The following is an 18,467-nucleotide window of genomic DNA, read 5'->3' as shown; positions in this document are numbered from 1 at the left end:
TCGTGGTCTGTACGTCATTCGGGCGACCTGGGGAGGTAACGGGATGACGGAGGGACGGCCGCCGACGGCCGCCTCGGCTTCCCTGTGGGAGCGGGACACGGAGATCGCCACGGTCACAGACGCGCTCGACACCCTGCGCGCCGACCAGTCGTCCGCGGGCAGCCTGCTGGTCTTCCGGGGCGAGGCCGGACTCGGCAAGACCGCGCTGCTCAACGAGACCCGCCGCCTCGCCGAACGGCGTGGCTGCACCGTCTGGGCCGCCCGTGGCGGCGAGACCCTGAAGTCCGTTCCGTTCCACGTGGTGCGGCAACTGCTCCAGCCCGCGCTGATCACCCTGCTGCCCGAGGAGGCCCGCGAATACCTCGGCGACTGGTACGACATCGCCGGCCCCGCCCTCGGCATAGTGGACCCCGGCGAGGGCACCGTCGACCCGCAGTACGTGTGCGACGGACTCGTCGCGGCCGTCCGCCGGCTCGCCCGCCGGGAATGGCCGCTGGTCCTGCTCATCGACGACGCCCACTGGGCCGACCAGGAGACCCTGCGCTGGCTCGCCGCGTTCGCCGAACGCCTGGACGACCTGTCCGTGCTGGTCGTGGTAGCCCGCAGGCCCCGCGAGGTGAGCGGGGAGAGCGCCCGCCTCCTCGACGCGGTGGCCGCGGCGGCCCGTCCCGTCAACAACCTCAGCGCCCTCACCCCGGCCGCCACCGCCGGACTCACCCGCGCCACCGTCGGCCGGCACGCCGACGAGCCGTTCTGCCGTGAGGTGTGGGCCGTCACCGGCGGCAACCCCTACGACACGGTCGAACTCCTCGCCAAGGTCCAGGACACCGAGGTCCAGCCGGTCGAGGCGCAGGCCGCCGAACTGCGGGCCCTGAACCGCTCCGCGCGCGGCGGCGGACTCGTCGACCGCCTCAAGGGCCTCGGCATCGAGGCCACCCGGTTCGCGTGGGCGGCCGCGATCCTCGGCACCGGCAGCTCCGTCGACCTCGTCGCCCAGCTCGCCTCCATGAACACCGACATCGCCGGGCACTGTGCCGACCTGCTCTGCAGCGCCCGTATCCTCACCGAGGCCGAGACCGAGCCGGCGGTGCCCGGCGCGGAGGACGGCGCGCTGGAGTTCGTCCACCCGCTGATCGCCTCCGCCGTCTACAACTCCATCCCCGAGGGCGTGCGCACCGCCATGCACGGCATCGCCGCGCAGATCGTCACCGAGATGGGACGCGGCGCCGCCGAGGCCTCCCGGCACCTGCTGAAGGTCCACCCGGACGACGACGAGGAACTCGTCGAGCAGCTGCGCGAGGCCGCCCGCGAACACCTCGCCGTCGGCGCGCCCGACGCGGCCCGCCGCTGCCTGGAACGCGCCCTCGAGGAACCGCCGCGCCCCGACGTGCACGCGCACGTGCTCTACGAACTGGGCTGCGCCACCCTGCTCACCGCGCCCGCCGTCACCATCGACCACCTCCAGTACGCGCTCGGCATGCCCGGGCTCGACGGCGACCAGCGGGTGGACGCCGTGGTCCGGCTCAGCCAGGCGCTGCTCCACAACGACCAGTTGGAGGAAGCCGTCCGCACGGTCGAGGCCGAGGCCGCCCGGCACGACGCGAGCCCCGTGAAACTGCGGCTGCAGGCCGTGCAGTTCATGTGGGAGAGCATCCACGGCGAGACCGTCTCCCCGGAACGCTCCCGGCGCCTGGCCGAACTCGCCGCCACCTGCACCGGCCGTGACAACTCCGAACGCGCCCTGCTGATCCTGCGCGGCTTCGACGCCATGACCCACGGTGAGAGCGCCGAGGAGATCGTCGAACTCTGCGACCGCGCCCTGGTCAACGGCCGCCTCGCACCCGGTCTCGGCTGGACCGACCAGTGGGGCGTCGAACTGCTGATGATGCTCGGCAGCGCGTATGCCTACGCCGACCGGCTCGACCGCGCCGAGAGCCTCTTCGCCGAGGCACTGCGCGCCTACACCGGCGCCGGCTGGCGCGGCGGCCACCTCTCCCTCGCCAACGCCTTCCTCGGCCTCGCCTACCGCAGGCAGGGCCGGCTGCGCGACGCCGAGACCGCCCTGCGCGAGGCACTCGCCCTCGCCGAACGCGTCGGCCGCGGCCTGCCGCTGTACTGGTCGGCGACCTGCGGACTCGTCGACACCCTGCTGGCCCGCGGCCACGTCGACGAGGCGTGGACCATCGCCGAGCAGTACGGCTTCGCCCCGCCCTACCCGTCCACGATCGTGCTGCCCGACATCCGCTCCGTGCGCGGCCGGCTGCTCCTCGCCGTCGGCCGCGCCGAGGACGGCATCCACGAACTGGAGGCCGCCGAGAAGACCGCCGCCTCCCGCGGCGGCCACAACCCCGTCCTCGCCTCCTGGTCCATCGACCTCGCCAAGGCCCTCGCCACCAAGGACCCCGCCCGGGCCGCCCAACTCGCCGCGGACGCCCGCCGGCAGGCCGAACGCTTCGGCACGGACACCGCCATCGGCGAGGCCCTCCGCTGCGCCGCCACCCTGGAGACCGGCCAGGCCGCCCAGCACCTCGCCGCCCAGGCCGTCGCCTACCTGGAAGCCTCCCCCTGCCAGTACGAACACGCGGCCGCCCGCGTCGAGTACGGCATCGCGACCCGCTCGGTCGCCGAACTCAACCGGGGCCTGGCCCTCGCCCGCTCGTGCGGTGCGGACGGGCTGGCCGCCCAGGCGCGGGAGGTGCTGGAGACGGGGTGGGGGCTGCGCTGACGGAACCCGGCCTCACCGAGGCGCCAGCACCACCCACACCTGGCCGTCGGCGAAGTCGACCGGGCTGCCGTCCGGTGCCGTGAACGTCGTACCGTCCGTGGCGGCCGGACGCGACCAGGTGGCGTCGAAGGACCGCCCGTCCCGCAGCACCTCCGCCTTCCCCGAACCGACCGTCTCGGTGTACGGCGTGCTGTTGCCGAGCCTGTCGTGGTACTGGGAGGAGCGGATCCTCACGTGCTGCACGACGACCGTCGCCGGCGCCAACCGCCCTCCGTCGGTCGTCTCGGCGGGGGTGCCGTCCATCGAGACCAGCCAGCGTTCCCGCGCGGCGGACCAGCGGAAGGTGAAGCGGGCCGACGGGTAGCGCACGGTGCGCGCGGTCTCGGGCGTACCGCCGCCGGACGGGGCCGGGCCGTAGCGGAAGCCGGTGGTCAGCGCGGCCTTGCCCGGGGCGGAGGGCAGCAGTTCCCCGGGGCGGACGTAGAGGTTGTGCGGCGCGGGCTTGCCGGTGCCCCGGTAGTAGGCGTCGGCGGCCTCGTCCGGCGACTCCGCCCGCAGGGGCGCCCGGCGGACCAGCGGCAGCAGCTTGTGCTGGACGCCCGAGAAGGCCAGTGTCGGCTCGTCGAACTGACGCAGCAGCTCCAGGTCGGACTCGCGGGCGCTGCGCACCGGGCCCACGGCCTTCGGGAGCGTGGTGGCGAACACCGCCATCAGCCGACTCAGGCCGCCCTCGACCTGCTCCACATACACGACGTCCGCCGCGCCGATTCCGGTCTGCGGGCGGGCCGGGCCCACATTGTCGATCTTCACGGCCAGTACGGAGTGACCGCTGCTCCTTGCGGAACTCTTGCCCGGGCCCGGGCCCCGACCGTCGTCGGCCGGACCGTGCCGCGTGCAGCCCGACGTGAGGGAGGCCGTCAGCGTGGCCGCCACCAGCGCCGCCGCCCATGCGGCGCGCCGTGGCCGCGCTCTGTGTCCCATGCCCACTGTTCCCACCCCGTTCGTGTGGTCGATTGTGCGCTCAACAGGTCTTCGCAGGCCATACCCGGTCGACCCCGATCGTGCGCGTTCGGTTGGGCCGATCGGGGTGCGGGGGAACGCGGGGGCGGTGTATGGCGTGCGGCGTACGGGGTGCTGTGGAACGGCTTGCTGTGTGCTGGGTCTGCCCTGCGTCAGCTCTGATGACCGGTGCCCAGGATCTCCGCGAGGTCGTAGCGCACCGGTTCCTCCAGCTGGGCGTAGGTGCAGCTCTCCGGGGTGCGGTCCGGGCGCCAGCGGCGGAAGCGGGCCGTGTGGCGGAAACGGGCGCCGTTCTCCATGTGGTCGTAGGCCACCTCGGCGACCCGTTCCGGCCGGAGCGGCACCCAGGACAGGTCCTTCTTGCCCGACCAGCGGCTGGGCGCCCCGGGCAGCCGGGCCGTCTCGTGCGCCGTCTCGTCCGACCAGGCCGCCCAGGGATGCCCGGCCACGTCGTCCATCCGCAGCGGCTCCAGCTCCTCGACCAGCTCGGCACGCTTCTTCATGGCGAACGCGGCCGCCACGCCCACGTGCTGGAGGGCGCCCCGGTCGTCGTACAGGCCGAGCAGCAGCGAGCCCACCACCGGGCCGCTCTTGTGGAAGCGGTAGCCGGCGACGACCACGTCCGCCGTCCGCTCGTGCTTGATCTTGAACATGGCCCGCTCGTCCTGGAGATAGGGCACGGTGAGCGGCTTGGCGATGACCCCGTCCAGGCCGGCGCCCTCGTACTGCTCGAACCACTGGTGCGCCACCTCGACGTCGGTGGTCGCGGGCGCCAGATGGACGGGGGCGGTGACGTCGGCCAGCGCCCGGTCCAGCAGGGCCCGCCGGTCGGTCAGCGGCACGTCCAGCAGGGACTGGTCGTCCAGCGCCAGCAGGTCGAAGGCGACGAAGGAGGCCGGGGTCTTCTCCGCCAGCATCCGCACCCGCGAGTCCGCCGGATGGATCCGCTCGGTCAGCGCGTCGAAGTCGAGCCGTCCGCCCCGCGCGATCACGATCTCCCCGTCCAGCACGCACCGCTCGGGCACCCGCTCCTTCAGCGCCGCGACCAGCTCCGGAAAGTACCTGGTCAGCGGCTTTCCGGTACGGCTGCCCAGCTCGACCTCGGCCCTGTCGCGGAACACGATCGCCCGGAAACCGTCCCACTTCGCCTCGTAGTGCATGCCCGGCGGGATCTTCGCCACCGACTTGGCGAGCATCGGCTTCACGGGCGGCATCACCGGCAGATCCATGCGTCCGATTCTGCTCGCATACGACCCCTGCCGCCCGGTGTGCGAGCCGTGCGGGGTGCGCCTACGGTGGGCCGCATGGGTGCTGCTGTGGAACTGGACGTGGCCGGCCGGACGGTACGACTGTCCAGCCCGGACAAGGTCTTCTTCCCGGAGAGCGGATACACCAAGCTGGACGTCGCCCAGTACTACGCCGCAGTCGGCCCCGGCATCCTGCGCGCCCTGCGGGATCGTCCGACCACCCTCCAGCGCTACCCGGACGGCATCACCGGCGAGTGGTTCTACCAGAAGCGGGCCCCCAAGGGCATGCCCGACTGGATCCCGACCGCCCACATCACCTTCCCCAGCGGGCGCAGCGCCGACGAGATGTGCCCGACCGAGCAGGCCGCCGTGGTGTGGGCCGCCCAGTACGGCACGCTGACCTTCCACCCCTGGCCGGTGCGCCGCACCCACGTCGACCATCCGGACGAGCTCCGCATCGACCTCGACCCGCAGCCCGGCACCGACTACGCCGACGCCGCCCGCGCCGCCTTCGAACTGCGCGCCGTCCTGGACGAGTTCGGCGGCCTGCGCGGCTGGCCCAAGACTTCCGGCGGCCGTGGCCTGCACGTCTTCGTGCCCATCGAGCCGCGCTGGACCTTCACCCAGGTGCGGCGGGCCGCGATCGCCGTGGGCCGGGAGATGGAACGCCGGATGCCGGAGCAGGTCACCATCAAGTGGTGGAAGGAGGAGCGCGGCGAGCGCATCTTCCTGGACTACAACCAGACCGCCCGCGACCGCACCATCGCCTCCGCCTACTCCGTACGACCCCGCCCCCACGCCCCCGTCTCCGCGCCCCTGCGCTGGGAGGAGGTCGGCGTGGCCCACCCCCGGGACTTCGACATCGCCACCATGCCGGCGCGCTTCGCCGAACTCGGCGACGTCCACGCCGACATGGACGACCACGCCTACTCTTTGGACGCCCTCCTGGACCTGGCCCGCCGCGACGAACACGACCACGGCCTGGGCGACCTGCCGTACCCGCCCGAGTACCCGAAGATGCCCGGCGAGCCGAAGCGCGTACAGCCGAGCCGGGCCCGCCGCGAGGAGGCGCCCTGACGGTGACGGCTCCTGACGTACAACGCCTCACGCGGGTCCCGCTCAGGTTTCGGCGGCCGGTCCCGCGCCGCGGCCCGCGGTTATCCTGATCGTCACCCGGCGATGAGGAGTCCGATGTGACCGAGGCAGTGCCGCGTCCCACGCTGGAGGCCGTGGCCGAGCGGGCCGGAGTGTCCCGGGCCACGGTGTCACGGGTCGTCAACGGCGGGGACGGCGTCCGGGAACCCCTCGTCGCCAGGGTCCTGAAGGCGGTCGAGGAACTCGGCTACGTCCCCAACCGGGCGGCGCGCAGCCTGGTCACCAAGCGGCACGACGCCGTCGCGGTCGTCATCGCCGAGCCCGAGACCCGGGTCTTCGCCGACCCCTTCTTCGCCCTCCAACTGCGCGGCATCAGCAAGGAACTGACGGCCCACGACAACCAGCTCGTGCTCCTGCTCACCGAGGGCAGGGACGACCACGCGCGCGTGGCCCGCTACCTCGCCGGCGGACACGTCGACGGCGCGCTCGTCTTCTCCCTCCATCTCGACGACCCGCTGCCCGCGCTGATCCGGAAGGCGGGCGTGCCCACCGTCTTCGGCGGTCGGCCCGGCTGGAGCGACGGCAGTGACAGCCCGGTGTACGTCGACAGCGACAACCGGGGCGGCGCCGGCGCGGCCGTACGCCATCTCGTGGCCCTCGGCCGGACCCGGATCGCGCACATCACCGGCGCCCTGGACCAGACGTCGGCGGTGGACCGGCTGGACGGCTACCGGGACGCCGTGGGCGACGCCGACCCCCGCCTCGTCGTGGAGAGCGACTTCACCCCGGCCGGCGGAGAACGCGCCATGCGCGTACTCCTCGACCGCTGCCCGGACGTGGACGCGGTGTTCGCCGCCAACGACCTCACCGCGCTGGGCGCCCTGCACGTGCTGCGCGAGAGCGGCCGGCGCGTGCCCGAGGACGTGGCCGTGATCGGCTTCGACGACATGCTGACCGTCGCCGAGCAGACCGACCCGCCGCTGACCACGGTCCGTCAGGACATAGAGGAGATGGGCCGGCTGATGGCCCGTCTCCTGCTCACCTGCCCGCCCGGAGCGGCCCAGGACGGCGCCGGGCCGGACGCGACACCGTCGAGCGTCGTCCTGCCGACGACCCTCATACGGCGCGCGTCCGCCTAGACACCCGCGGCACCCGGGGCTAGGGCCTGTCTTCCGGATCTTGCCGGGGTCGCGGGGTCTGGCACGCACATCTGCGGCGTTGTCGTCGGTCGCCGACGCTCCGCGTCGACTCCCTCCTCCGCCTTGCAGCTGCACGCACCAGACCCCGCTCGGGTCGGCCAGGATGCTCGGTCGGCAGGAGCCGGCCTGATCCGGAAGAAAGGCCCTAGGCCTCAGGCCCCTGGCGCCTGGCTCTTGATGACCGCGAAGCGGACGCCGTACGGGTCGGCGAGGTGCGCCATGCGGCCGACGCCCTCGACGGTGGTCGCGGGCATCCGGACCGTGCCGCCCAGCCGCTGGGCGTTCTCGACGACGGTGTCGGTGCTCTCGACCTCGAAGTACGGCAGCCAGTGCGGGTCCGCCCCCTCGTCCGCCGGGCTGTCGGACAGCGAGACGATGCCGCCGAACATCGCGTCCTCCCCGGCACCGGCGGCGTTCAGGCAGGTGTACATGCCACCCGGGAACGGCACGGACGAGGTCTCCAGGCCGAGGACCTGGTGGTAGAACGCGGCCGCCGCCGCCACGTCCCGGGTGTGCAGCTCTACCCAGCACAGCGAGCCGGGGTCGCTCGCCACGTCCACGCCCTTGGTCTGTCCGGGCTGCCAGATCCCGAACGGCGCGCCTCCCTTGTCGGCGAGGACCGCCATGTGCCCCTGCCCCATCACATCCATGGGCTGGAACAGCACCGTGCCATGCGCCTGCTCGGCCGCCTTGGCGGTGGCCTGCGCGTCCTCGCTCTGGAAGTACACCGTCCAGGCCGGCGGGCCCTGGTCCGGTTCGGTCTGCATCCCGCCGGCGACGGTCCTGCCGTCGAGCTGGAAGAAGCCGTAGCCGCCGGCGTCCGGCCCCGCGGACTGGAACTCCCAGCCGAAGAGACCGCCGTAGAAGGAGATGGCGCCGTCGATGTCGGGGGAGCCGACGTCGATCCAGTTCGGAGCGCCGTTGACGAATCGGGTGGTGAGCATCTTTGCCCTCCTTGGAAGGGGGCCCGTGAACGGGTTCCTGTCCTCTGCACTGCCGAGTCTGGCACCGCCCACTGACAATCGCCGTCGCAGCACGCCGCGCGCCGCCGTGCGCGGGCGGGTCCGGGCGGAGCATCATCGGGTGGGCCAGGGGCCTCGCCCATGCCGTTGAGCGGCCGTTGATCGAACGTTTTTCGCCGCACGGAACGATCCTGGCCATGCACATCGACACGATCACCCCGGCCGACACCGCCTGGCAGGCCCAGGCCCTGTGCGCGCAGACCGGGGCTGACTTCTTCTTCCCCGAGCCCGGCAGCTCGGTGCGCGAGGCGAAGCGCATCTGCGGCATGTGCGAGATGCGGTCCGCCTGTCTCGACTACGCGCTCGCCAACGACGAACGCTTCGGCGTCTGGGGCGGCCTGTCCGAAAAAGAGCGCCTCGCGCTGCGCCGCACCTCCCCCTGACGTCTCCGGCACCGGGCACGCCCGTGTGCACCGCCGGAACAGCGACGCGCGCGTGCACCGCCGAAGCGGTCACGCGCGCGTACAGCACAAGCTCGGCTCCGCGCGCGTCCGGCTCCAAAACCGCTCCGCGCGCGCATGCCTCAGCCGGCGGCCCGGGCGGCCATCCGGGCCTTGCGGGCCGCGAGCTTCTCGTCGAACTTCAGGGCTTCCGCGTTCAGGCCGCCCATGTACAGGCCCAGTTCCTCCTGCGCCTGGCGGCCCTCGGGGCCGAGGCCGTCGATGTCCATGACCTTCAGGAAGCGGAGGACCGGCTGCAGGACGTCGTCGTGGTGGATGCGCAGGTTGTAGACCTCGCCGATGGCCATCTGCGCGGCGGCGCGCTCGAAGCCGGGGATGCCGTGGCCGGGCATGCGGAAGTTGACCACGACGTCGCGGACCGCCTGCATGGTCAGGTCGGGAGCGATGTCGAAGGCGGCCTTCAGCAGGTTGCGGTAGAAGACCATGTGCAGGTTCTCGTCGTTCGCGATGCGCGCCAGCATCCGGTCGCAGACCGGGTCGCCGGACTGGTGCCCGGTGTTGCGGTGCGAGATCCGGGTCGCCAGCTCCTGGAAGGCGACGTAGGCGACCGAGTGCAGCATCGAGTGCCGGTTGTCGGACTCGAAGCCCTCGCTCATGTGCGCCATGCGGAACTGCTCCAGCTTGTCCGGGTCCACCGCGCGCGAGGCGAGCAGGTAGTCGCGCATGACGATGCCGTGGCGGCCCTCCTCGGCCGTCCAGCGGTGCACCCAGGTGCCCCAGGCGCCGTCACGGCCGAAGAGCGAGGCGATCTCGTGGTGGTAGCTCGGCAGGTTGTCCTCGGTCAGCAGGTTCACGACGAGCGCGATGCGGCCGATCTCGGTCACCTGGGACTGCTCCTTGTCCCAGGCCTCGCCGTCCTCGAAGAGGCCGGGGAAGTTGCGGGCGTCGCTCCAGGGCACGTACTCGTGCGGCATCCAGTCCTTGGCGACCTTCAGATGCCGGTTCAGCTCGTTCTCGACCACTTCTTCCAGCGCGTACAGCAGGCGTGCGTCGGTCCAGACGGACGGGCTGCCGAGGTGAGGGGAAGTGATCGTCACAAGAACTCCAGATGGGGCCGAACAAAGGGGGAGAAAAGGGAAGTTCCGGCGAGCGGTGCCGGGAAACCTACGAGATCGTAAGCTACGAAGCCGTAGGTTACGAAGCCGTAGGTTAAGTTCGCTGTAAGGACCCCTTCACGGCGCGACCGGGCAGATTTTCGACCGCATGCGGAACGGCCCCGGGACCCGCAGGTCCCGGGGCCGTCGGAGCGACACGATCACCCGGTCAGGCGTACAGCCCCCGCAGCCGCACCGAGAGGCAAGTCACACAGCCCTCGAGCTTCTCGAACTCGCCGATGTCGACGGTGACCACTTCGTGACCGAGATCGGTCAGCAGCTCCGCCGTCTTGGGCGCGCTCGACGCCATCAGCAGCTTGTGCCCGCCGAGCAGCACCACGTGCGCGCCGGACTCCTCGGGCACCGACAGGAAACCCGGGAACAGCGAGGGCCGGTCCACCTGCGGGATGTGCCCGACGACCGTCCCGTCCGGCAGCGCGGTGACCGCCGACTTCAGGTGCAGCACCTTGCTCACCGGCACGGCCACCACGCGCGCGCCGAGCGGCTCGAACGCGGCCCGCAGCTGCTGCACGCCGGCCACGTTGGTGCGCCCGCCCCGGCCGACGTAGATCGTGTCGCCGACCTTGAGGACGTCACCGCCGTCCAGCGTGCCCGGCTCCCAGATCCAGTTGACCGAGCAGCCGAGGCTCGCCACCGCCTCCTCGACCCCGGCGGTCTCCGCGCGCCGGGACTCGGCGCCGGGCCGGGTGATCAACGCCACGTTCTTGTACATGACGACGGTGTCCTCGACGAACACCGAGTCCGGGCAGTCGTCGGCGGGTTCGACCTCGATCGTCTCCCAGCCGTGCTCGCGCAGCGCCTCGACGTACGCCTCCCACTGCTCGACGGCGAGGTCCACGTCGACCTTCTCCCGCTCGATGTGCGTCACCAGCCCTTCGGCGAGACGCGGGCTGGGGCGGCGGACCAGGGCCTTCTTGCTGGGCACGAGGAGTCTCCGTATCGGCGGTGCGGTTCCGGCGCCCGTGAAAACGGCGCCGGTCCGCCATCATGCAGGGCGCTCCGCCCGGCACAAAACCCTCGTTGTCAGGATGTGGCCCTCCTGAGACGCTTCCCTGGCCGCTACACCGGATCCCCGATCTCCTCCGGCGTGGTCTCCCGCAGCCCGCCGTCCTCCATCAGCAGCCACCGGGTGATGCCGATCGACTCCAGGAACGGCAGGTCGTGGCTGGCCACGAGCAGCGCGCCCTCGTACGCCTCCAGGGCCGAGGTCAGCTGCCGGACGCTCGCCATGTCGAGGTTGTTGGTCGGCTCGTCGAGCAGGAGCAGCTGGGGCGCGGGCTCGGCGAGCATCAGCGCGGCCAGGGCCGCCCGGAAGCGCTCGCCGCCGGACAGCGTGCCCGCCCGCTGGTCGGCCCGCGCGCCCCGGAACAGGAAGCGGGCCAGGCGCGCCCGGACCCGGTTGTTGGTGGCACCCGGCGCGAACCGGGCCACGTTCTCCGCGACCGTCGCCTCGTCGTCCAGCACGTCCAGCCGCTGGGGCAGGAACCGCAGCGGCACGTGCGCGAGTGCCTCGCCGGCCACCGGCGCCAGCTCCCCGGCGACGGTCCGCAGCAGCGTCGTCTTGCCTGCGCCGTTGCGTCCGACGAGCGCGATCCGCTCCGGGCCGCGCAGATCGAGGATCCCCTCGACGCGCGCCCCGTAGGCCGTCTCCAGGTTCTCCAGGGTGAGCACCTGCCGACCGGGCGGCACGGCGGTGTACGGCAGGTCGACGCGGATCTCGTCGTCGTCCCGTACGGCCTCCACCGCCTCGTCCAGCCGCTCCCTCGCCTCCGCGAGCCGCTCCTCGTGCATGATGCGGTGCTTGCCCGCGGACTCCTGGGCGGCGCGTTTGCGGGCGCCCATGACGATCTTCGGCTCCCGCTTCTGCTCGTACATCTTCTGCCCGTACCGCTTGCGGCGGGCCAGCTTGACCTGGGCGTCGGCCAGTTCGCGCTTCTGCTTGCGCACGTCCGCCTCCGCCACGCGCAGCATCCGCTCGGCCGCCTCCTGTTCGACGGCGAGGGCCTCCTCGTACGCCGAGAAGTTCCCGCCGAACCAGGCGACCTCCCCGGAGCGCAGCTCCGCGATCTGGTCGACCAGGTCGAGGAGTTCACGGTCGTGGCTGACCACGACGAGGACGCCCGGCCAGGCGGCGACGGCCGCGTACAGCCGCCGGCGCGCGTACAGGTCGAGGTTGTTGGTGGGCTCGTCGAGGAGGAGGACGTCCGGTCGGCGCAGCAGCAGCGCGGCCAGACGCAGCAGCACCGACTCGCCGCCGGACACCTCGCCGACGGTACGGTCCAGGCCGATGTGGCCGAGGCCGAGTTCGCCGAGGGTGACCAGGGCGCGCTCCTCGACGTCCCAGTCGTCGCCGAGCGTCTCGAAGTGCTCCTCGGACACGTCGCCCGCCTCGATGGCGTGCAGGGCGGCGCGCCGGGCGGCGATGCCGAGGGCCTCGTCGACGCGGAGCGCGGTGTCGAGCGTGACGTTCTGCGGCAGATGGCCGACCTCGCCCGTCACCTTGACGGTGCCGTCGGCCGGGGCGAGTTCTCCGGCGAGCAGCTTCAACAGGGTCGATTTCCCCGAGCCGTTGACGCCGACGAGTCCGGTCCTGCCGGGGCCGAAGGCGATGTCCAGGCCGTCGAACACGGAGGTGCCGTCGGGCCAGGCGAAGGACAGGGACGTACAGGTGAGGGAAGTAGACATGAGGGCCTCGCGGTTGCTGAGTGCGGTCGGGCGGGCGCGTGTCGAGACACCGCGAGGCGGAAACCGAAGGAGGCCTGGGCACGGAAGGGGCCATGAAAAAGGCCTGTGCCGGAGGACGGCTCGGACGCCGAGGTCGTACGCCACGCACACCTCACCGGTGTGAACGCGGTGTCTCAGGACCTCAGACGAGCAACGTCCTTCTCCAATCGACGGCAACAGGACCTCGTACACGGTACGAAGGTGCCGGGAAGCGTGTCAACGCGATTTAACGCGCGCGCCGCACGCGCTCAGCAGGCGTCCCGCATCAGCTCGGCCAGGCCGTGGTCGAGGTCCATCTGCAGATGCTCCAGGCCCACGGGCACCAGGTCGCGCGTCGCCTCCAGGAAGCGCCGTATCTCGCCGGAGCGCACGTGCACGATCGCCGTGCCCTCGGGGGCGTGGAACTCCAGCACGGTGCGGTCGTAGCCGTACGGCCGCACGCGGACGTCGCCGTGGCCCTCCGGGCCGTGCAGCCCGGCCGTGAGGAGTTCACGGGAGAACGTCCAGCAGACGTCGACGCCCTCCAGGGTGGCCGGGGCCGGGAAGGTCATGCGGACGGCGAACGGGTCGCGCCGGTCGTAGCACAGCGCGGCGGGGATGCTCTGCATGCGCGGCGCGGCGGCGACGAGCCGCGCCTCTACGGGCTGCTCGATGACGGTGGACAACGCCTTGCTCCCTCGTGACGGCTGGACGGCTTCCCCGGCGCGTGCGACGTGGTACGCGTGCGACCCGGTACTGGAAGAGACGACAGAATCAGCCAATGCGTGCACGCGGGGAACGAGTGACCTCGGTCACCGCGTTCCCGCGCCGGGCGACTCCATGCCCGCCGGGCAGGTCCTCTGGACGGCGGCGGGGCGGTGGACTAGCTTCGCCCGCCATGAGGCGCTTGGGGAGCACGCGACGCGGGGGACGGACGGGCCGGCTGGTGGCGGCGGGGGTGGTGTGCGGGGCGGCGCTGGCCGCGCTCACGGTGCCCACCGCGCAGGCACGGACGATCGACGGCCACGGGGGGAGCGTGCACTGGGCCGAGAAGGACAGCGGCAGCCCTCAGGTCCGCTTCCGCGGACTGGCCGCCGTCGACCGCGACACCGCCTGGCTGGCCGGCACCGCGGGCACCGTCCTGCGGACCACGGACGGCGGCGCGAGCTGGCGGAACGTCTCTCCGCCCGGCGCGGCGGACCTGCAGTTCCGGGACGTCGAGGCGTTCGACGCGCGGCGTGCGGTGGTGCTGGCCATCGGCGAGGGCGAGGCGTCCCGCGTGTACCGCACCGACGACGGCGGGGCGACATGGACGGAGTCCTTCCGCAACACCGACCCGAAGGCGTTCTACGACTGCCTCGCCTTCTTCGACCGCCGCCACGGCCTCGCCATGAGCGACCCCGTCGACGGCAGGTTCCGCATCCTGTCCACGAGCGACGGCGGCCGGACCTGGCGGGTGCTGCCCGCCGACGGCATGCCGGCCGCGCTGGACGGCGAGGCGGGCTTCGCGGCGAGCGGCCAGTGCCTGGTCACCTCGGGCCCGAAAGACGTCTGGCTGGCCACCGGCGGTGGCGCCCACGCGCGCGTGCTGCACTCCGCCGACCGCGGACAGACCTGGACGGCCGCCGACACGCCGGTCCCGGCCGGTGACCCGGCCCGTGGCGTGTTCGCGCTCGCCTTCCGCGACCGCACCCACGGCCTCGCGGTCGGCGGCGACTACCGCCCCGACCAGCCCTCACCGCAGGCCGCCGCCGTCACCGCCGACGGCGGCCGCACCTGGGGGCCCGCCGCCACCCCGCCGCCCGCCTACCGCTCCGGCGCCGCCTGGCTCCCGCACAGCCGCACCGCCGCGCTCGCCGTCGGCCCCACCGGCACCGACCTGACCACCGACGGCGGCCGCACCTGGCGCACCATCGACACCGGCTCGTACGACACCGTCGACTGCACCTGGGACCTGAGCTGCTGGGCGGCGGGGGAGAAGGGCCGGGTGGCCCGACTCGAACGCTGACACGGGCGCCCGGCACGGGTCCAGGACCACGTGCCGGGCGCGCCCGCCTTCTTGGGTCAGCTCAGCGTCCGGCGGTGGCGCTCCAGTTCGGGCGCCGTCTTGGTGGCGATGAACTCCGTGATGCGGTACGCGCACACCCCGGCGGTGACGAACGGGTCGCCCGCCGTGACCTCCTCGATGAGCGAGCGGTCCTCCGCGACGGCCAGGATCACCCCGCCGTCACGGGGATTCTTGCGCCCGGAGGCCAGGAAGAGACCCTTCTCGTACTGCTCGTTCAGCCAGTTCACGTGCGCCGGCAGCACGGCGTCGACGGCGTCCAGCGGGGCGGTGTAGGACAGCTCCAGTACGAACATGATCACGAGCGTACCCCGGGGCCCGGCGGGGTGCGGGCCGGTCGTAGAGTCGGGGGCACCATGACGACCGTAGGCGTACCGGCGGGCTGGCCCGCGACCGAGGAAGAGGCCCGCGCCGTACAGGACGAACTCCGCGGCCGGGTCGTGCTCGACGAGCCCGGACCGCCGCCCGGCACGGGCCACGTCACAGGTGTCGACGTCGCCTACGACGACGACCGCGACCTCGTCGCCGCAGCGGCCGTCGTCCTGGACGCCGCCACACTGGAGGTCGTCGCCGAGTCGACGGCCGTCGGCCGGGTCTCCTTCCCGTACGTCCCCGGGCTGCTCGCGTTCCGCGAGATCCCGACCGTCCGCGCCGCCCTCGACGCCCTGCCGTGCCCGCCGGGCCTGGTCGTGTGCGACGGCTACGGCCTCGCCCACCCGCGCCGCTTCGGCCTGGCCAGCCATCTCGGCGTGCTCACCGGTCTGCCCGCCATCGGCGTCGCCAAGAACCCGTTCACCTTCACCTACGACGACCCCGGTGCCGGCCGGGGCAGTTCCGCGCCCCTGCTCGCGGGCGCCGAGGAGGTCGGGCGCGCCCTGCGCACCCGGGACGGCGTGAAGCCGGTCTTCGTCTCCGTCGGTCACCGGGTGAGCCTGGACAACGCGGTCGCGCACACCCTGGCGCTGACCCCGGCGTACCGCCTCCCGGAGACCACGCGCCGGGCGGACGCGCTGTGCCGCCGGGCCCTGCGTGAGGCGACCCGGGAGGCCGCCCGGAACCCTGGGTGACGTCGTAGGCCTACGCTCGGCGTTCCGCCGCCACCCGGAAGGTGATTCCGGCGGCGCGCAGCCGTTCGGTCAGGGCGTCGCCCATCGCGGCGGCCGTGGTGACCTGGCCCGCTGTCGGGGGCGTCTCGTCGAAGGCCAGGCACAGGGCCGCCTCGGCGAACATCTTCGCCGTCTCGTCGTAGCCGGGGTCGCCGCCCGCGACCTCCGTGAAGACGCGCCGCCTGCCGCCCTGGCCGACGAAGCGCACCCGGAACCAGCTCTTGGCCCGCTTCTCGGGGCCGGGCCCGTCACCGGGCTTGAGCCGGTCCGACAACCAGCGCCGGGCGGGCGGCAGTTGGGCGGCGGCCGCGACCGCGCCGACGGCGGCCACGCCTCCCGCGGCGACGGGCAGGCTCCCGACCGCCGCGTAGTGCCGGTAGCGGAAGTCGGGGCCGTACCGGTCCAGGGCGCGCGCCGAGCGGCACACGATCTGCGGGTCGATGGTGGGCAGCGGCAGCGCCCAGGCGCCGACCTCCGGGGCGAAGCGGGGCACGCCCGTCGGCGCGGACACCCGGCGCTCTATCAGGCGGGGCTCGTGCCGGCCGCGGTCGCGGGCCGCGGCCACCATCTGCCGGGCGCGCGCGAACTGGTTGAGCGCCGAGGCCAGGGTGCCGCCGGAGAAGGTCGCGTCGGCGGTCACGAAACCGTCCACGGTCAGCGGCACGCCCTCCGGCAGCTGCCGCACCGTGAAGTACACACCCAGGTCGTGCGGCACGGAGTCGAATCCGCACGCGTGCACCAGGCGCGCGCCGGTCTCACGCGCGCGTGCGTCGTGCCGCACGTACATCAGGTCCACGAACTCGGGCTCGCCGGTGAGGTCGAGGTAGTCGGCGCCGGTGTCCGCGCAGGCGGCGACCAGTTCCTCGCCGTAGGTGAGGTACGGCCCCACGGTCGTGGCCACCACGCGCGCGTGCTCGGCGAGAGCCCGCAGGGTGGCCGGTTCGTCCACGTCGGCCCGCAGCACCCCGACGCCGTCACCGTTGGGCAGCCGCTCGCGCAGGCGCTCCAGCTTCTTCTCGTCGCGGCCCGCGATCGCCCAGCGCAGGTCCTCGGGCGCGTGCGCGGCGAGATACTCCGCGGTGAGCGTGCCGACGAAGCCGGTGGCTCCGAAGAGCACGAGGTCGTAGGGACGGTCCGTCCTGTTCAGCCTGCTCATGACACCCCTTGGTCGTGCAGCCCGCGCCGCTGTCGGTGGCTGAGGCTAGCGTGAGGGGTGCGGAGTCCGACGACCAGCCCGGAGGCAGCGATGGCGGTGCCCAGGAACGCCCTGAAGAAGCGGGAGAAAGCGCGCGAGTCGGCGCTCGCCCGCGCGCTCACCGGCGTCGAGCCGACACCCGCGCTCACGGCGTACGCCCCCGCACCTGCCGCGTACGCCCCCGCGCTTGCCGCGCATGTCCCTGCGCCCGCGCGGTACAGCCTCCCGGCACAGTAGCCTCACCGGGCACTTGTCTAAGCGCTTGCTCGTTGAGGTCTTGTGTCCGGTGGAACGTGTTCTTAGCATCACCGGTGTTACATCAGTTGTGTCACACGCGCTTGGGGGCTGGACGGCATGACGACGGCGAAGACGCCAGAGCCGGGGCAGGGCCCGCTGCTCGGCGTGCGCGTGGTGGAGCTGGCCGGCATCGGGCCGGGCCCCTTCGCCGCCATGCTGCTGGCCGACCTGGGCGCCGACGTGGTCCGGGTGGACCGCCCGGGCGGCCCCGGCCTCGCGATCGACCCCGCCCACGACGTGACGAACCGCAACAAGCGCTCGGTCGTCGTCGACCTCAAGGCACCGGACGGCCCCGCGCGCGTGCTGGACCTCGCCGAGCGCGCCGACATCCTCATCGAGGGCTACCGCCCCGGCGTGGCCGAGCGGCTCGGTGTCGGCCCCGAGGCCTGCCACGCCCGCAACCCCCGCCTGGTCTACGGCCGCATGACCGGCTGGGGCCAGTACGGCCCCCTCGCCGACCGCGCCGGGCACGACGTGGCGTACATCGCCCTCACCGGCACCCTCGGCATGATCGGCCGCCCGGACGAGCCCCCGGCCGTCCCCGCCAACCTGCTCGGCGACTACGCGGGCGGCTCCCTCTACCTCGTCGTCGGCGTCCTTGCCGCACTGCACCACGCGCGCGCGACCGGCGCGGGACAGGTCGTGGACGCCGCCATCGTCGACGGCACCGCCCACCTCTCCGCGATGATCCACGGCATGCTGGCCGCAGGCGGCTGGCAGGACCGGCGCGGCGCCAACCTCCTGGACGGCGGCTGTCCGTACTACGGCACCTACGAGACCGCCGACGGCCGGTACATGGCGGTCGGCGCCCTGGAGCCGCAGTTCTACGAGGAGTTCCTGCGCCTGCTCGACCTGGACGACCTGGCAGCGGCCCGCAAGGACTGGGCCCGCTGGGGCGAGCTGCGCGATCGAGTCGCCGCCCGCTTCAAGTCCCGTACCCGCGACGAGTGGACGGCCGTCTTCGAGGGCTCGGACGCCTGCGTGGCCCCCGTGCTCTCGCTGCGGGAGGCCCCGCACCACCCGCATCTGGCCGCCCGCGGCACCTTCACCGACCACGGCGGCATCACCCAGCCGGCCCCCGCCCCCCGCTTCTCCGCGACCCCGACCGCCGTCCGCAGCGGCCCCGCCCTGCCGGGCACCGGCACGGAGACCGTCGCCCGGGACTGGGGCATACCCGGACTCGTGAACGACGACCTGGTCCAGGACGGCGACTGAGC

The 18,467-nt window shown here is 72.9% G+C and carries 17 protein-coding genes; 8 read left to right on the top strand and 9 right to left on the bottom strand.

Translation table 11 applies throughout. From position 1 onward, the window contains the following. Positions 1-43: 43 nt before the first annotated feature. Positions 44-2,725, top strand: a complete 2,682-nt coding sequence (locus ABZ865_RS07485) for an AAA family ATPase (protein ID WP_361225357.1) — start codon at positions 44-46, stop codon at positions 2,723-2,725. A gap of 12 nt (positions 2,726-2,737) precedes the next feature. On the opposite strand, the gene ABZ865_RS07480 is transcribed toward ABZ865_RS07485, so the two are convergent. Both ABZ865_RS07480 and ABZ865_RS07475 read right to left on the bottom strand, forming a co-directional pair. Continuing rightward, positions 2,738-3,706 carry a DUF3048 domain-containing protein gene (locus ABZ865_RS07480; RefSeq protein WP_361225354.1) on the bottom strand — a complete coding sequence of 323 codons (969 nt, stop codon included), beginning with the start codon at positions 3,704-3,706 and terminating at the stop codon, positions 2,738-2,740. Positions 3,707-3,897: 191 nt separating this feature from the next. Further along, the gene (locus ABZ865_RS07475; protein WP_361225351.1) at positions 3,898-4,974 is read right to left on the bottom strand and encodes an ATP-dependent DNA ligase; all 1,077 of its coding nucleotides are present in this window, start codon (positions 4,972-4,974) and stop codon (positions 3,898-3,900) included. 75 nt (positions 4,975-5,049) lie between these two features. Between ABZ865_RS07475 and ligD the strand changes: the two genes are divergently transcribed. Next, the gene (ligD, locus tag ABZ865_RS07470; protein WP_361225348.1) at positions 5,050-6,069 is read left to right on the top strand and encodes a non-homologous end-joining DNA ligase; all 1,020 of its coding nucleotides are present in this window, start codon (positions 5,050-5,052) and stop codon (positions 6,067-6,069) included. 116 nt (positions 6,070-6,185) lie between these two features. After that, positions 6,186-7,226 (top strand): LacI family DNA-binding transcriptional regulator, encoded by a 1,041-nt coding sequence (locus ABZ865_RS07465; RefSeq protein ID WP_361225345.1) that lies wholly within the window; start codon positions 6,186-6,188, stop codon positions 7,224-7,226. A 212-nt stretch (positions 7,227-7,438) separates the two neighbouring features. On the opposite strand, the gene ABZ865_RS07460 is transcribed toward ABZ865_RS07465, so the two are convergent. Further along, entirely contained in the window at positions 7,439-8,230 is a 792-nt protein-coding gene (locus ABZ865_RS07460) for a VOC family protein (protein ID WP_361225343.1), read from the bottom strand. Positions 8,231-8,445: 215 nt separating this feature from the next. Here ABZ865_RS07460 and ABZ865_RS07455 point away from each other — a divergent pair, with 215 nt between their 5' ends. Continuing rightward, a complete protein-coding gene (locus ABZ865_RS07455) occupies positions 8,446-8,691 on the top strand; it encodes a WhiB family transcriptional regulator (RefSeq protein ID WP_199843231.1) in 246 nt (81 codons plus the stop codon). A gap of 140 nt (positions 8,692-8,831) precedes the next feature. Here ABZ865_RS07455 and ABZ865_RS07450 read toward each other — a convergent pair whose 3' ends face one another. The 4 genes from ABZ865_RS07450 to ABZ865_RS07435 form a co-directional block, all read right to left on the bottom strand. Then, positions 8,832-9,806, bottom strand: a complete 975-nt coding sequence (locus tag ABZ865_RS07450; protein ID WP_361225338.1) for an acyl-ACP desaturase — start codon at positions 9,804-9,806, stop codon at positions 8,832-8,834. A 226-nt stretch (positions 9,807-10,032) separates the two neighbouring features. Further along, positions 10,033-10,809, bottom strand: a complete 777-nt coding sequence (ddaH, locus tag ABZ865_RS07445) for a dimethylargininase (RefSeq protein WP_361225335.1) — start codon at positions 10,807-10,809, stop codon at positions 10,033-10,035. A 134-nt stretch (positions 10,810-10,943) separates the two neighbouring features. Beyond that, complete coding sequence (locus ABZ865_RS07440; protein WP_361225332.1) at positions 10,944-12,569, bottom strand: ABC-F family ATP-binding cassette domain-containing protein; 1,626 nt, start codon at positions 12,567-12,569, stop codon at positions 10,944-10,946. Between the two features lie 287 nt (positions 12,570-12,856). Beyond that, on the bottom strand, positions 12,857-13,273 hold the full coding sequence (locus ABZ865_RS07435; RefSeq protein ID WP_361225329.1) for an SsgA family sporulation/cell division regulator: 417 nt from the start codon (positions 13,271-13,273) through the stop codon (positions 12,857-12,859). Positions 13,274-13,494: 221 nt separating this feature from the next. Between ABZ865_RS07435 and ABZ865_RS07430 the strand changes: the two genes are divergently transcribed. Then, a complete protein-coding gene (locus tag ABZ865_RS07430) occupies positions 13,495-14,595 on the top strand; it encodes an oxidoreductase (RefSeq protein ID WP_361225326.1) in 1,101 nt (366 codons plus the stop codon). A 56-nt stretch (positions 14,596-14,651) separates the two neighbouring features. Here ABZ865_RS07430 and ABZ865_RS07425 read toward each other — a convergent pair whose 3' ends face one another. Continuing rightward, positions 14,652-14,948 (bottom strand): YciI family protein, encoded by a 297-nt coding sequence (locus ABZ865_RS07425; protein ID WP_361225323.1) that lies wholly within the window; start codon positions 14,946-14,948, stop codon positions 14,652-14,654. 60 nt (positions 14,949-15,008) lie between these two features. On the opposite strand from ABZ865_RS07425, the gene ABZ865_RS07420 reads away from it, so the two are divergent. Beyond that, positions 15,009-15,719, top strand: a complete 711-nt coding sequence (locus ABZ865_RS07420) for an endonuclease V (protein WP_361225321.1) — start codon at positions 15,009-15,011, stop codon at positions 15,717-15,719. A 10-nt stretch (positions 15,720-15,729) separates the two neighbouring features. Here ABZ865_RS07420 and ABZ865_RS07415 read toward each other — a convergent pair whose 3' ends face one another. Continuing rightward, complete coding sequence (locus tag ABZ865_RS07415; protein WP_361225318.1) at positions 15,730-16,914, bottom strand: saccharopine dehydrogenase NADP-binding domain-containing protein; 1,185 nt, start codon at positions 16,912-16,914, stop codon at positions 15,730-15,732. 90 nt (positions 16,915-17,004) lie between these two features. On the opposite strand from ABZ865_RS07415, the gene ABZ865_RS07410 reads away from it, so the two are divergent. Together ABZ865_RS07410 and ABZ865_RS07405 are read left to right on the top strand one after the other, a co-directional pair. Further along, the gene (locus ABZ865_RS07410; protein ID WP_361225315.1) at positions 17,005-17,190 is read left to right on the top strand and encodes a hypothetical protein; all 186 of its coding nucleotides are present in this window, start codon (positions 17,005-17,007) and stop codon (positions 17,188-17,190) included. Positions 17,191-17,307: 117 nt separating this feature from the next. After that, complete coding sequence (locus ABZ865_RS07405; RefSeq protein WP_361225311.1) at positions 17,308-18,465, top strand: CaiB/BaiF CoA-transferase family protein; 1,158 nt, start codon at positions 17,308-17,310, stop codon at positions 18,463-18,465. Positions 18,466-18,467: the final 2 nt, after the last annotated feature.

This window comes from Streptomyces sp. NPDC047085, from assembly GCF_040643735.1.
Classification (GTDB): Bacteria; Actinomycetota; Actinomycetes; order Streptomycetales; family Streptomycetaceae; genus Streptomyces.
The sequence above is the reverse complement of the archived record's forward strand: the minus strand, read 5'-3'. Positions and strand labels throughout refer to the sequence as shown.